A 12,340-nucleotide genomic window follows, 5' to 3' on the forward strand; every position below is an offset into this window, starting at 1 on the left:
CGGCGCAAACGCTTTGCGCGTCACCGCCATGCCGATGCCAGGGTGCAAGACGACCACCGCTTGACGACGGGTCGTCTTGCACTGGACCACACACTGTTTCCGCCGATGATGTGCGAGTGCAGGCGATTGCGCATTGCATCGCCTTCGACGGCTGCGCGCCACAACCACGTACACGCCATGTCGCGACCTGCGCACGCCACCCGGCCTGTGCAGGCGCGGGCGTCCCGGTCATGGCGACCGCAACGCCTCTTGCCCATTGCAACGCATGCGCAAGCGACGTGCCGCGCATCGCAACCAGACGGCACAACCCCGCCGCGCCACCGTCTCCGCGCCGCGTGCGCCCAACGCCGCCCGCCGCAATCCCGGTCTAGCCACCCGCGATGACGCCCGTGGCCAGCATGCGCCGCGCCTGCGCCACTTCCGCGTCGAGATCGTGCTGCCAGATCCAGTCGAAGCGCTGCGCCAGCGTCTGCGCCAGCCGCGTATCGTCGGCGCCGGCCTGCGGATCGCGCAGCTCGTACAGCTCGCCAGCCTCGCGCGAGGTGCGCTGCACGCGGCAGGCGCGCGGCAGGCGCAGGCGCTCGTAGACCTGCAGCAGGGCCGGCAGATCGCCGCGGGTCAGGCCGGGCGTGGCCAGCAGCTGCGCCAGCAGATAGGCGTCCTCCAGGCCCTGCCCGGCGCCGGCGCCCTGGTGCGGCAGCATCGCGTGCGCGGCATCGCCGATCAGCGCCAGCCGCCCGTGCACGTAACCGGGCAACTCGGTCAGATCGTGCAGCGCCCAATGGGTGGGCGTGTCGATGCACTCCAGCAGCGTGCGTGCCGCCTCGCCCCAGTGCGCGAACGCCTCCAGCATCTCGCGGCGACTGGCCTCGCGTACCCAGGCCTGGCCGGTGCGCCACTGCGGCGCCGGATCGCTGCGGTCGGAGACGAAGGCGACCACGTTGATCAACCGGCCCTGCTTCACCGGGAAGGTGAGGATGTGCGCGTCCAGGCCCAGCAACATCTGCGGCACGTCGACCAGGTGCGCGTCCACACCGCGGGCGGCAAAAGCGGCACGTAGCCGCGCCGCGTCGATCAGGGCGCGGTAGGCGCAGGTGCCGGTGAAGCGCGGCGCCGCCGGTGCGTGGCCCAGCGCGTGCAGCACCTCGCCGCGCAAGGCGGACTTGATGCCGTCGGCGGCGATCAGCACGTCGCCCTCGTACTGGCTGCCGTCGGCGAAACGCACGCGCACCGCGTCAGCGTCCTGCTCCACGGCGACCGCGCGCTTGCCGAACCTGGCCAGCCCGAACGGCAGGCGCGTGGCCAACGCATCGAGGAAGTCGGCCCGATGCACCGACGACTGGCCGACGCCCGGCGCCAGGGTCTGCCCCAGCAGCCGTGCGTCCTCGCCGCGGCGCCATTCGAACCACACGTCCTGCCACGGTGCCGGCGTGCGGTCGGCGAGTTCGGCATAGGGCTCGCCCATGCCCAGGCCGGCCAGCGCGCGCACCGCGTTGGGGCCGAACGAGACGCCGGCGCCGATCTCGCCGAAGGCCGGCGCCGATTCGAACAGTTGCACGTCGAGATGGCGATGGCGGCACAGGCCCAGGGCCAGGCCGACGCCGGCGATGCCGCCACCGACGATGCCGATGCGCAAGGGGGATACGGGATTCATCTGGAGTCTCCGGTAGGGAACGTCAGTCGCGGCCGGCCAGCAGGATCTTCTCGGCCAGCCGCGCGGGCGCGCTGAAACACACTTCGTGGCTGCCCGGCAGGCTGACCAGGCGGTAGCCGCCCAGGCGCGCGCTCAGCCGCGGATGCCAGCCGTATTCGCCCGGCGGCAGGGCCACGTCGTCGGTGGCGTAGAGCCAGCTGCGCGGGATCTGCAGCTCGTGGAAGCGCTTGAGCGGCACCGCATCGAAATGGCTGCGCGCCGGGGTCGGGCTCAACTGCGCGTAGGCCTGTTGCGCCTGCGCCAGATCGACGTCGCCGATGAAGCCATCGCGCCAGATCGGGAACGGCAACATGATGCCGCCGTTGGCATCGACCGCGTTCTTCCACAATCCCTGGTAGTGCGGCGGCAACAGGTCGAACAACGCCTCGCCGTCGCGCAGCACGAAGGCGTTGTGGAACACCAGGCGCTTGCAGCGCTCGGGTTCTTCCTCGGCCAGGCGCTGCACGATGCTGCCGCCCCAGCTGTGGCCGAGCACCACCAGGTCGCGCAGGTCGTGGCGGCGCACGTAGTCCACCACCGAGGCCACGCAGTCGGCGTGCGAGACGCGCTTGTCGGCGCCGGCGCCATGCCCGGCGATGGTCGGCGCATGCACCTGCACCCCGTGCGCGCGCAGATGGGCGGCGACGCCGTCCCAGGCGTGGCCGTCGTGCCAGGAACCGTGCAGCAACAGATAGGTTTGCATGGGATCGTCTCCGTGTGGCTCAGCGGAAGGTCCAGCCGAGGCCGAAATCGAGATACGTCAGGTCGCGGGTGCCGGCCTGCACCCCGCCACTGGCGACCGCGCCGCCCGGCGCGTGGGTGACGCTGCCGGTCAGCGACAGCTGCGGCGACAGCCGCCAGGTCGCGCCCAGCGCGTAGTGCCGGTACTGCGCCAGCGGCGCCAGCACCGCGAGCTGCGCCTGGCTGTCGGGAATGAGCTGGCTGGCGCGCGAGTAGCCAAGCCGCAGCGACCAGGCGTCGTTGAGGCGATAGTCGGCGCCGAGGCGGACGATGCGCTGGCTGCGCCAGCCGAAGCCGGAGCCGTCCGCATCGCCGAGCGGCCCGCCCTGGTCGATGCGATTGCCATAGGCGCGCTCGCCGGACCAGTCGATCCACAGCCAGTCGGCGGCCAGGGTCAGTGCCGCGGTGGGCTGCCAGGCCAGGCCGGCACCGGCCTGCTGCGGCAGATCCAGGCGGCCATCCGGCAGCAGTCCGCGGTAGCGCTGCAGGCGGCCGAAGCGGATGCGACTGGACCAGGTGATGCCGGCGTTCAACCCCGGCGCCAACTGGCCGTACCAGCCCAGCGCCACGCCATAGCCGTACGCAGAGTCGGCACCGGCGGACTGGAAGCCGATCCCCTCCAGGCCGGCGATGTGCAGGCGCTGGTAGGCCAACCGCGGCGAGAGACCCAGGTACTGGTGTTCGCCCACGCGCCAGGCCAGGGTCGGCGCCAGCACTACCTGCTGCAGCTTGGACAGCGTGTCGTGGCTGCCGTAGACCGGGGCGCCATAGTCGAGCGCCACGCCATGGCCGAACACCGACACGCCCAGGCTCAGGTCGTCGTCGAGCTGGCGGTTGTAGCCGGCGGTCGGCACCGGGATCAGCGCATCGTCCTTGTAGCGCGTCGTGCCGACCTGGCTGCGCACCGGGGCCGAGATCAGGGTGAGGTCGGCATCGACGCGGTCGCCGACCGCGCCCATGCCGGCCGGGTTGTTGGCCGACGCCGCCGCATCCAGCGGCAAGGCGATCGAGGTGCCGGCCAGGCCCTGGGTCTGCGCGCCGTAGCCGGGCAAGGCGACGCCGTTGTTGGCGGCGGCAGTGCCGGACAGCGCTGCCATGGCCCACATCACCGTGCTCAACCGTCGCGGGCGCGGCCACTGCGCCGTGTGGCGCGGATACTGCTTGGACTGCTGCATGATCGGGCCCTCCCTCCGAGCCGATGCGTGGATGCGGCCGCCGGCGGCGGCGCGCAGGGGTCCGTACCGCCACCGGAAACAGCGGCGGCAGCGGGTGCCAGGAACGGAAGACGGCGTTGGATGCGCGACGCGGCCGCAACCTGGCCGCGCTGCGCGATTGACTAGGCGGCCACGCGACGGCGCGCCGGATTGGCCTGGTTATCGACGCCGTCGACCAGCGGGGTCAGGTGGAAATCGAAGGCGATTTCGGCGAACGGACCGTCCACGCCGTTGGCGGCGATGCTGGCCGGGTCGCTGTGCTCCACGATCGCCGGCACCAGCCCGTCGCGGGTGGCGTAGGCGAAGTCGTCGTCGACCAGTGGGTCGCCGGCGATGTTGATCTGCGTGGTCAGCTTGCGGTGGCCGTCGGCGCCGATGAAGAAGTGGATGTGCGCCGGCCGCTGGCCATGCCGGCCGAGCGCGAACAGCAGGCGTTCGGTCGGGCTGCCCGGCGGCACGCCGTAGCCCTTGGGCACGATGCTGCGGAAGCGGTACTGGCCGTTGCCGTCGGCGAGGATGGTGCGGCGCATGTTGAACGGCGCCTGCTTGCCGGTGGGATCGAAGTGCGAATAGAAGCCGCGCGTGTCGCAGTGCCAGACCTCGACGCTGGCGCCGGGCAGCGGGCGGCCGTCGGCACCGTAGACGGTGCCGTGCATGACCAGGGTGTGGCCATCTTCGTCGCTGCCGTCGTCGAGCCGGGCGAAGCCGTGCGCCACCGGCGCGCCGGCCACGTACAGCGGTCCTTCGATGGTGCGTGGGGTGGGATTGTCGATGCCCAGTGCCGCGTCGATGGCGTCCAGGCGCAGGTCCAGGAAGTGGTCCAGGCCCAGCCCGGGCGAGATCAGGCCGGCCTGCCCGGCCGCGCCGAGGTCGTTGAGCCACGCGATCGCCGCCCAGTATTCGTCGGGGGTGATCTCCAACTCGTCGATGCTGCGGAACAGATCCGAGAGCACGCGGTGCACGATCTGCTTCACCCGCGGCGCACCGCCCGGCATGTCCAGCCCGCTGACCTGGCGCAGGAACGCCTGCACATCGGGGGTGGCGAAGATCTTGACGCTCATGGTGATGCCCTTCCTTTCTCGTGGTGGCGATGGCGGCCGAGACACGTCCCCTCCCGAGGGGCGTGCGCAGCGGAACTAGCGATCGTCCTCGTACAGCGACGAGGGATGCCGGCACAGCGGGGTGACCGCGATGCGCATGTAGGGGAACAGCGGCAGCGACAGCAGCAGCGCGTGCAGTTCGGCGTTGTCGGCCACGTCGAAGATGCTGACGTTGGCGTACTGCCCGACCACCCGCCAGATGTGCCGCCAACGCCCGTCGTGCTGCAATTCCTGGAAGCGCGCCTTCTCCTCGCGCTTGAGCTGCTCGGCGCGCTCCGGCGGCATGTCGGCGGGAAGATTTACGTCCATGGTCACGTGGAACAGCATGGTCAGTCCTCCGCGGCGGCGCTGATCGCCACCACGCTGCGGCCGCGATCGCGGCGGAAGGCCTGCACCTGCGCCTCGTCCAGCGCGATGCCCAGGCCGGGGCCGGTGGGCAGGTGCAGATGGAAATCGGCGTAGCGCAGCGGCTCGGTCAGCAGGTGCTCGGTGAGCAGCAGCGGCCCGAACAGTTCGGTGCCCCACTGCAGTTGCGGGAAGGTGGCGAACACCTGCGCCGAGGCGATGGTGCCGATCGGCCCTTCCAGCATGGTGCCGCCGTACAGGCCGATGCCGGCCGCCTCGGCGATGGCGGCGACCTTCTGCGCGGCGATCGGCCCGCCGGACGGCTCGATCTTCACCGCGAACACGTCGGCCGCCGGCGCCCGCGCGGCCAGGAACGCGCTCTCCGGCCCGGCCAGGATCTCGTCGGCCATCAACGCCAGCGGGAAGCGCTGCATCAGCCGCTGCATCGCCTCGCGCGAGGCCACCGGCTGCTCGACCAGCTCGCAGCCGGCATCGGCCAGCGCCGGCAGCGCGCGTACCGCCTCGGCCTCGCTCCAGGCCATGTTGACGTCGACCCGTACCGCGCCGCGCGCGCCCAGCGCACGCTTGATCGCGGCCACGTGGGCGATGTCCTCGGCCGGCGACCGCGCGCCGATCTTCAGCTTGAATACCTGGTGGCGGCGCAGGTCCAGCAGTTGCTCGGCCTCGGCGATGTCGCGCGCGGTATCGCCGGAGGCCAGGGTCCAGGCCACCGGCAGGCGCTCGCGCAGGCGCCCGCCCAGCAACTCGCTCAGCGGCAGCCCGACGCGCTTGCCCTGCGCGTCCAGCAGCGCGGTTTCCACCGCACACTTGGCGAAATGATTGCCCTTGACCTGCTTGCCGATGCGCTGCATCAGCGCCTGCACGGCGGTAGCGTCGGCGCCGACCAGCAGCGGCGCCAGGTAGCGGTCGATCGCCAGCTTCATGCCTTCCGGGCTTTCCGCGCCATAGGCCAGGCCGCCGATGGTGGTGCCTTCGCCCACGCCGACCACGCCATCGGAGCAGTGCAGGCGCACCAGCATCAGGGTCTGCCCCTGCATCGTCGCCACCGACAGGCGGTGCGGGCGGATGGTCGGCAGGTCGAGCAGCAAGGTCTCGACGCGCTCGACGGCGGCGGCGGTGCGGCGGGCGGGGGTGGGCAACGGGTCCATGTGGGCCACACTGCGCCGGCGGCGCGGCCACGTCCAAGACTCTGTCGGTCTCGCCCCATACCTTTTTGGTATTTTATCTGCGCGAACCGCTTCATTCCTGCTTTTATTGCGGCGCAACATACTCCGAACGAGCACGAACTCCCGATGGACCTGCGCCAACTCCGCTACTTCGTCGCCGTCGCCCGCGAACGCAACTTCACCCGCGCCGCCGAGCTGCTGCACATCGCGCAGCCGCCGCTGAGCCGGCAGATCCAGCAGTTGGAGGAACAACTGGGCACGCGGCTGATCGTGCGCAGCAGCCGCCCGCTGCGACTGACCGACGCCGGCAAGCTGTTCTACGAGGAAGCGCTGCAGGTGCTGGGCCGGGTCGAGCAGATGCAGGACGCCGCGCGCCGGCTCGGCCGCAGCGAGCAGCGGGTGTTCGCGATCGGCTTCGTCGCCTCCGCGCTCTACGGCGGCCTGCCGACGCTGGTGCGGCGGCTGCGCCAGCAGCGCCCGGATCTGGACATCCGCCTGCTGGAGTTGATGTCGGGCGAGCAGATCGAGGCGCTGAAGACCGGCCGCATCGATCTTGGCGTGGGCCGCATCCGCCACGACGACGATGCGGTCGAGCGCCTGGTGCTGCGCGAGGAACGCCTGGTGGTCGCGCTGCCGATGGACCACCCGCTGGCCGCCTCCGACGCGCCGCTGGCGCCGGACGCGCTGACCGCGCAGCGCCTGATCGTCTACCCCAGCCAGCCGCGGCCGAGCTTCGCCGACCAGGTGCTGTCGCTGCTGCGCGACCGCGGCATCCGTCCGCTGGCGGTGCAGGAAGTACGTGAGCTGCAGACCGCGCTCGGCCTGGTCGCCGCCGAGATGGGCCTGTGCGTCATCCCCGCCTCGGTGCGGGTGCTGCGCCGCGACCTGCACTACCGCCTGCTCGACGACGAACGCGCGACCTCGCCGATCATCCTCAGCCATCGCCGCAACGACAGCTCCGACCTGCTGCCGCTGATCCAGCGGCTGATCCGCGAGATGTACACCGAAACGCCGGCGTGGCTGGACACCGCCTACAATCGCCTCCATCTTCCTTAAGCCACTGCTGCGACCGATGCTCGACGAGACCCCTGGCGACGCGCCCGATTACCTGGGCGAGACCCGCCGCTGGCTGGAACGCGCGGTGATCGGCCTGAACCTGTGCCCGTTCGCCAAGGCCGTGCACGTCAAGCAGCAGATCCGCTACGTGCTCAGCGATGCGAGCACGCCCGAGGCGCTGCTAGAACAATTGGCCGAGGAACTGGTGCTGCTGCGCGACACCCCGGCCGCGCAGATCGACACCACGCTGATCGTGCATCCGGACGTACTGCAGGATTTCCTGGACTACAACGACTTCCTCGACAACGCCGACGCCGCGGTCGAGGCGTTGGACCTGCAGGGCATCCTGCAGGTGGCCAGTTTCCATCCGCAGTACCAGTTCGCCGGCACCGCGCCGGACGACATCGGCAACTACACCAACCGCGCGCCCTACCCCACCCTGCACCTGCTGCGCGAGGACAGCGTGGAACGCGCGGTGGCCGCCTTCCCCGACGCGGACGTGATCGTCGAGCGCAATCTCCAGACCTTGGAGAAACTGGGGCCGGAGGGCTGGAAGCGGGCGGTTGAGGGGCGGGATTAGGCATTCGGGATTGGGGATTGGTAAAAGCGGGATTTGCGGCGGTGCGTGGCGCATCGCGCCTTTGCCAATCCCGAATCCCCAATCCCTACTCCCCGCCCTCGAACAGCCCCGCCACGTCCGCCGTCTCCAGCACCCGCCACTGCCCCGATGGCAGATCGCCCAGGGCGAAGCCGCCGATGCGGCTGCGGTGCAGCGCCGCCACGTGGTTGCCGACGGCGGCGAACATGCGCCGCACCTGGTGGTAGCGGCCTTCGTGCAGGGCCACGCGCACCTGCCGCGGCCCCAGCGTCTCCAGTTCCACGGGCAGCAGCGGCGTGGTCTCGCCATCGAGCAGCAGCGTGCCGCTGGCGAACTGCGCTGCTTCGTCGCCGCGCAGGTCCTCGGCCAGGGTGGCCTCGTAGACCTTGGCCAGGCGCGCCTTCGGCGAGACGATGCGATGCAGCAGCGCGCCGTCGTCGGTCATCAGCAGCAGACCGCTGGTGTCGCGGTCCAGCCGCCCGACCGTGGATAGCAATGGCGAGCGCAGGCGGAAGCGCGGCGGCAGCAGGTCGTAGACGATGCGTCCCGGGTCCTTGGTCGAGCAGGTGTAGCCGACCGGCTTGTGCAGCGCCAGGATCAGCCCGGGCGGCGGATCCAGCGCTTCGCCGTCGACCCGGATCGCCGCGTGCGGCACCTGGTCGTCGGCATACAACACCTCGCCGTCGGCATCGGTGATGCGGCCTTCGCGGAACATCAGCGCCACCTGCTTGCGGCTGCCGTAGCCGAGGTTGGCCAGGTGCTTGACCAGTTTCATCGGCGCGCTCCGGCGCGGCTGCGCACCGCGTGGATCAGCTTGAAGCCGTCGCGGGTGGCGAGCACCTCGGTTTCGCCGAAACTGGCGTCGAGCACCGCCTCGTAGGGCAGATGGCGATTGGCGACCAGGAACAACCGCCCGCCGGGCGCCAGCGCCTGCGCCGCCACGGCGATGAAGCGCCGGCCGATGTCCGGCCGCTCCATCCGTCCCGGCGCATGGAACGGCGGATTGCTGACGATGACGTCGTAGTGTCCGGGCAATCCGGTGGTCACGTCGTGCCAATGGAAGCCCAGCGTGACCGCAGCCGGCGCCTGCGCCAGGTTGGCGCGCGCCAACGCCAGCGCGCGCGCATCGGCCTCGAACAGGTCCAGCGCGGTCAGCTGCGGGCAGCGCGCCAGCAGTTCGGCCGACAGGTAGCCGTAGCCGGCGCCGAGATCGGCGGCACGGCCGCGCAGGTCGGCGGGCAGGTGCTCGGCCAGCAGCGCCGAGGCCGGGTCGATGCGGTCCCAGGCGAACACGCCCGGACGGCTGCGGAAGCGCCCGTCCAGAATCGGCCGCACCGCATCCAGCTTGGCCCAGCGCTGCTGCAGCGCGGCGTCGTGGCCGCCCTGCAGGGGCGCGGTCCAGTACACCCGGCAGTGGTGCTTGGTCAGCTTGCCGCCGAGACCGGCCAGTTGCTGCAGATCGTCCTCGCCGGAGCGCGCGCCCTCGTTGTTGGCCTGGCAGGCCACCACGATGCCGCCCGGTGCGGCCAGCGCCACCGCGCGCGCCAGCAGCGCCCGCGCCTCCTCGCGCTGGCGTGGCGGCAGCACCAGCACCAGCGCGTAGCCGCCGGCATCGGCGTCGCCGTCCTGCTCGGCACGCACGGTCCAGCCGCCCTGCTGCAGCGCGCTGGCGAACGGACGGTAGTCCTGCTCGCAGACCAGTTGCGCCGGTTGCGCGTGCTGGCGCAGCGCCCAGCCGTCGCGGGCGCGCAGGAACAGCACCTTGCCGGCAGGCCAGCGCAGCAGGCCTTGGGCGAAGGGCAGGAACAGGGTCTCGAGGGGAGCGTCTTGCGCGGCCGGCATCGGGCGTGGTCGTCGGAACAGGGACGCGCATTCTACCGGCAGCGCGCGGCGAGCCCGGTTTTGCGCGAATCCAACACATCATTGATGTTTCGGCAACATCGCCGCGCCTAGGCTGCAAGGCACCCAACGACCGGAGAGGCAGCATGCGCGCAGTGTTCATCGGCGGCGTCGTCGACAACAGCGAAGTGGATCTGGATGGCAGCCAGCCGCCGTTGCACTACCCGGAGAACACCGGCACCGGGCGCCCGCGCTACCGCCTGCACCAGCGTGGCGCACGCGACGACGGCAGCGTGGTCTATGCGGTCTATGCCGCGCCGGAACTGGGCGACACCGAAGTGCAGCGCGTGTTCGACGAACGCGGCTACGCCCGCCGTTTTGGCGTGGAGCCGGCGCCGGTGGAGCACTGACGCCGGGCGATTGGCGTAGTCCATTCGAACGTGATGCGTATGAGCTGATGCGTATGAGCGGCTTCAGCCGCGATGGGCGTTCCCGATGATGCCTGTCGCGGCTGAAGCCGCTCCTACGGGTGCACCTCGCCTCATCGTCTCACCGTGCAACGTACGCCACGCGATTCGCGATCACCCGCGCCATGCGCCGCATCGCGTCTGCCATGGCATGCAGGGCTGGCTGCACCGCGACCGGGCCTCATCATGAGGTCTTCCGCGTCGCGGCTGAAACCGCTCCTACGCGCGTGGGGCGGCAGACGCGCCCGCCGTTCGCCGCTTACTTGCCCGGCTTCGGGGTCACCCGCCAGACGATGTTGCCGACGTCGTCGGCGACCAGCAGCGCACCGGGCTTGTCCACCGCCACGCCGACCGGGCGGCCCTGGGCGCGGCCTTCGGCGTCGAGGAAGCTGGTCAGCACGTCCAGCGGCTTGCCGCTGGGCTTGCCGTTGACGAAGGGCACGTAGATCACCTTGTAGCCGGACGGCGGATTGCGGTTCCAGGAACCGTGCTGGCCGATGAAGGCGCCGCCGCGGTAGGTCGGCGGCAGCAGCGCGCCCTCGTAGAAGGCCAGGCCGAGCGAGGCGGTGTGCGGGCCCAGCGCATAGTCGGGCTTGATCGCGCTGGCCACCATCTCCGCGTTCTGCGGCTGCACCCGCTCGTCCACATGCTGCCCGTAGTAGCTGTAGGGCCAGCCGTAGAAGCCGCCCTCGCGTACCGAGGTCAGGTAGTCGGGCACCAGGTCGCTGCCGATCTCGTCGCGTTCGTTGACCACGGTCCACAGCGTGTCGGTGCCGGGCTGCCAGGCCAGGCCCACCGGATTGCGCAGGCCGCTGGCGAACACGCGGGTGGCGCCGCTGGCCGCATCCACTTCCAGGATCGCGGCGCGGTTGAGCTCCTGGTCCATGCCGTTCTCGGCGACGTTGCTGTTGGAGCCGACGCCCACATACAGCTTCTTGCCGTCGCGACTGGCCAGCAGGCTCTTGGTCCAGTGGTGATTGATGCCGCCAGGCAGGTTGGCGACGAAGCTGGGCGCGGCGGTGATCTGGGTGTCGCCGTCCTTGTACGGGAAGCTGACCAGGGCATCGGCATTGGCCACATACAGGCGGTCGCCGACCAGGGCCATGCCGAACGGCGAATACAGGCCCTTGAGGAACTGCGTGCGTACCTCGGCGACGCCATCGCCGTCGGCATCGCGCAGCAGGGTGATGCGGTTGGCGCTGGGCACGGAGGCGCCGGCCTTGGACATCATCGCGCCCTGGATCTTGTCGCGCAGGCCGCTGCTCTCCTTTTCCGGGGCGGGCGGCTCGGCGGTCTCGGCGACCAGCACGTCGCCATTGGGCAGCACATACAGCCAGCGCGGATGGTCCAGATCACGGGCGAACGCCTGCACCGCCAGGTCCGCGGCCGGCATCGGCGCGGCGCCATCGGCCCAGCGTTTGACCTCGGCGACCTTGACCGTGGGGATCATGCGCTTGACCGGATCGGGCAACACCGGATCCGGTCCCATGCCCTCTTCGATGGCGTGCCTGGCGGTGTCGCCGCACGCGGCGAGCAGGGCGGCACTGAGCGCACACAACACCCAACGGGCACGAATCGGCGAAGACATGGCCATGCGTCTTGGATATCCGGGAACACGGGGGAACGCCGATGATGCACAGCCCCGCCGCGCGAAAAGTGAAAGATGCGTCAAGAGGCGGCGTCGCGCGGATCGACATCCCAGGGCCGTGCCGGAAGCTGGCGCACGCTGCGGATCTGGTCCAGCCACAGATAGCGGTGTCGGGCCGGGTCGTCGAGATCGTCGATGCGCACCAGTGCATTGCTGCCTTCGTTGCCCTCGGCGTCGCGGAACTGCTGGATGCTGGGGCGCACCGACACGGTGCCGAAGCACACGCTGCCATCGTGCAATTCGATGCGCACATGCGCCTGGCCCGGCAGCTGCAGGATCAACGCTTCCAGCGCCTGGATCTGCGCCTGGTCGGTATGGATACGCTCGGCAAACTGGGTCATCGGCGGACTCCGTGTGGGGACCGCTGCAGCCTAGCGCCGCCTGCGTGAGCCGGTGGGCAAGAGCGCCGCGACACCCTCGGTTACCGAACATGCCGCGTCGGATCGTGCGGG

The 12,340-nt window shown here is 70.6% G+C and carries 13 protein-coding genes; 3 read left to right on the forward strand and 10 right to left on the reverse strand.

Features of this window, described 5'->3' with window-relative positions:
• Positions 1 to 367: 367 nt before the first annotated feature.
• The 6 genes from salA to PG878_RS18355 all read right to left on the reverse strand — a co-directional run bounded on the left by salA (position 368) and on the right by PG878_RS18355 (position 6,262).
• On the reverse strand, positions 368 to 1,654 hold the full coding sequence (gene salA / locus PG878_RS18330) for a salicylate 1-monooxygenase (RefSeq protein ID WP_209031588.1): 1,287 nt from the start codon (positions 1,652 to 1,654) through the stop codon (positions 368 to 370).
• Positions 1,655 to 1,676: 22 nt separating this feature from the next.
• Complete coding sequence (locus PG878_RS18335; RefSeq protein WP_209031587.1) at positions 1,677 to 2,396, reverse strand: alpha/beta fold hydrolase; 720 nt, start codon at positions 2,394 to 2,396, stop codon at positions 1,677 to 1,679.
• Positions 2,397 to 2,415: 19 nt separating this feature from the next.
• Positions 2,416 to 3,609, reverse strand: a complete 1,194-nt coding sequence (locus PG878_RS18340) for an OmpP1/FadL family transporter (protein WP_209031586.1) — start codon at positions 3,607 to 3,609, stop codon at positions 2,416 to 2,418.
• 161 nt (positions 3,610 to 3,770) lie between these two features.
• Positions 3,771 to 4,709 carry a catechol 1,2-dioxygenase gene (gene catA / locus PG878_RS18345; RefSeq protein ID WP_209031585.1) on the reverse strand — a complete coding sequence of 313 codons (939 nt, stop codon included), beginning with the start codon at positions 4,707 to 4,709 and terminating at the stop codon, positions 3,771 to 3,773.
• A gap of 75 nt (positions 4,710 to 4,784) precedes the next feature.
• Positions 4,785 to 5,075: a muconolactone Delta-isomerase gene (catC, locus tag PG878_RS18350; RefSeq protein ID WP_209031584.1), complete on the reverse strand. Its 291-nt coding sequence runs from the start codon at positions 5,073 to 5,075 to the stop codon at positions 4,785 to 4,787.
• Positions 5,076 to 5,077: 2 nt separating this feature from the next.
• Positions 5,078 to 6,262 (reverse strand): muconate/chloromuconate family cycloisomerase, encoded by a 1,185-nt coding sequence (locus tag PG878_RS18355; RefSeq protein ID WP_209031583.1) that lies wholly within the window; start codon positions 6,260 to 6,262, stop codon positions 5,078 to 5,080.
• A gap of 144 nt (positions 6,263 to 6,406) precedes the next feature.
• On the opposite strand from PG878_RS18355, the gene PG878_RS18360 reads away from it, so the two are divergent.
• A complete protein-coding gene (locus tag PG878_RS18360; protein WP_209031582.1) occupies positions 6,407 to 7,336 on the forward strand; it encodes a LysR family transcriptional regulator in 930 nt (309 codons plus the stop codon).
• A gap of 16 nt (positions 7,337 to 7,352) precedes the next feature.
• Entirely contained in the window at positions 7,353 to 7,916 is a 564-nt protein-coding gene (locus PG878_RS18365; protein ID WP_209031581.1) for a DUF1415 domain-containing protein, read from the forward strand.
• A gap of 85 nt (positions 7,917 to 8,001) precedes the next feature.
• On the opposite strand, the gene PG878_RS18370 is transcribed toward PG878_RS18365, so the two are convergent.
• Entirely contained in the window at positions 8,002 to 8,709 is a 708-nt protein-coding gene (locus PG878_RS18370) for a pseudouridine synthase (RefSeq protein WP_209031580.1), read from the reverse strand.
• Positions 8,706 to 9,776 (reverse strand): class I SAM-dependent methyltransferase, encoded by a 1,071-nt coding sequence (locus PG878_RS18375; RefSeq protein WP_209031579.1) that lies wholly within the window; start codon positions 9,774 to 9,776, stop codon positions 8,706 to 8,708. Before PG878_RS18375 ends, PG878_RS18370 begins: the two co-directional genes overlap by 4 nt.
• Before the next feature lie 143 nt (positions 9,777 to 9,919).
• Here PG878_RS18375 and PG878_RS18380 point away from each other — a divergent pair, with 143 nt between their 5' ends.
• A complete protein-coding gene (locus PG878_RS18380; protein ID WP_209031578.1) occupies positions 9,920 to 10,183 on the forward strand; it encodes a hypothetical protein in 264 nt (87 codons plus the stop codon).
• 316 nt (positions 10,184 to 10,499) lie between these two features.
• Here the strand turns inward: PG878_RS18380 and PG878_RS18385 are convergent, their stop codons facing one another.
• On the reverse strand, positions 10,500 to 11,834 hold the full coding sequence (locus PG878_RS18385) for a PQQ-dependent sugar dehydrogenase (RefSeq protein WP_209031577.1): 1,335 nt from the start codon (positions 11,832 to 11,834) through the stop codon (positions 10,500 to 10,502).
• 74 nt (positions 11,835 to 11,908) lie between these two features.
• The gene (locus PG878_RS18390) at positions 11,909 to 12,229 is read right to left on the reverse strand and encodes a DUF3247 family protein (RefSeq protein ID WP_209031576.1); all 321 of its coding nucleotides are present in this window, start codon (positions 12,227 to 12,229) and stop codon (positions 11,909 to 11,911) included.
• Positions 12,230 to 12,340 lie beyond the last annotated feature (111 nt).

The sequence above is a fragment of the Xanthomonas hawaiiensis genome (assembly GCF_031834635.1).
Taxonomy (GTDB): Bacteria; Pseudomonadota; Gammaproteobacteria; order Xanthomonadales; family Xanthomonadaceae; genus Xanthomonas_A; species Xanthomonas_A sacchari.

Coding starts and splice junctions, on each gene's coding strand:
- PG878_RS18355 (WP_209031583.1), bottom strand. CDS start 6,262: ATGGACCCGTTGCCCACCCCCGCCCGCCGCACCGCCGCCGCCGTCGAG.
- PG878_RS18375 (WP_209031579.1), bottom strand. CDS start 9,776: ATGCCGGCCGCGCAAGACGCTCCCCTCGAGACCCTGTTCCTGCCCTTC.
- PG878_RS18390 (WP_209031576.1), bottom strand. CDS start 12,229: ATGACCCAGTTTGCCGAGCGTATCCATACCGACCAGGCGCAGATCCAG.
- PG878_RS18335 (WP_209031587.1), bottom strand. CDS start 2,396: ATGCAAACCTATCTGTTGCTGCACGGTTCCTGGCACGACGGCCACGCC.
- PG878_RS18380 (WP_209031578.1), top strand. CDS start 9,920: ATGCGCGCAGTGTTCATCGGCGGCGTCGTCGACAACAGCGAAGTGGAT.
- salA (WP_209031588.1), bottom strand. CDS start 1,654: ATGAATCCCGTATCCCCCTTGCGCATCGGCATCGTCGGTGGCGGCATC.
- catA (WP_209031585.1), bottom strand. CDS start 4,709: ATGAGCGTCAAGATCTTCGCCACCCCCGATGTGCAGGCGTTCCTGCGC.
- PG878_RS18360 (WP_209031582.1), top strand. CDS start 6,407: ATGGACCTGCGCCAACTCCGCTACTTCGTCGCCGTCGCCCGCGAACGC.
- PG878_RS18340 (WP_209031586.1), bottom strand. CDS start 3,609: ATGCAGCAGTCCAAGCAGTATCCGCGCCACACGGCGCAGTGGCCGCGC.
- catC (WP_209031584.1), bottom strand. CDS start 5,075: ATGCTGTTCCACGTGACCATGGACGTAAATCTTCCCGCCGACATGCCG.
- PG878_RS18385 (WP_209031577.1), bottom strand. CDS start 11,834: ATGGCCATGTCTTCGCCGATTCGTGCCCGTTGGGTGTTGTGTGCGCTC.
- PG878_RS18370 (WP_209031580.1), bottom strand. CDS start 8,709: ATGAAACTGGTCAAGCACCTGGCCAACCTCGGCTACGGCAGCCGCAAG.
- PG878_RS18365 (WP_209031581.1), top strand. CDS start 7,353: ATGCTCGACGAGACCCCTGGCGACGCGCCCGATTACCTGGGCGAGACC.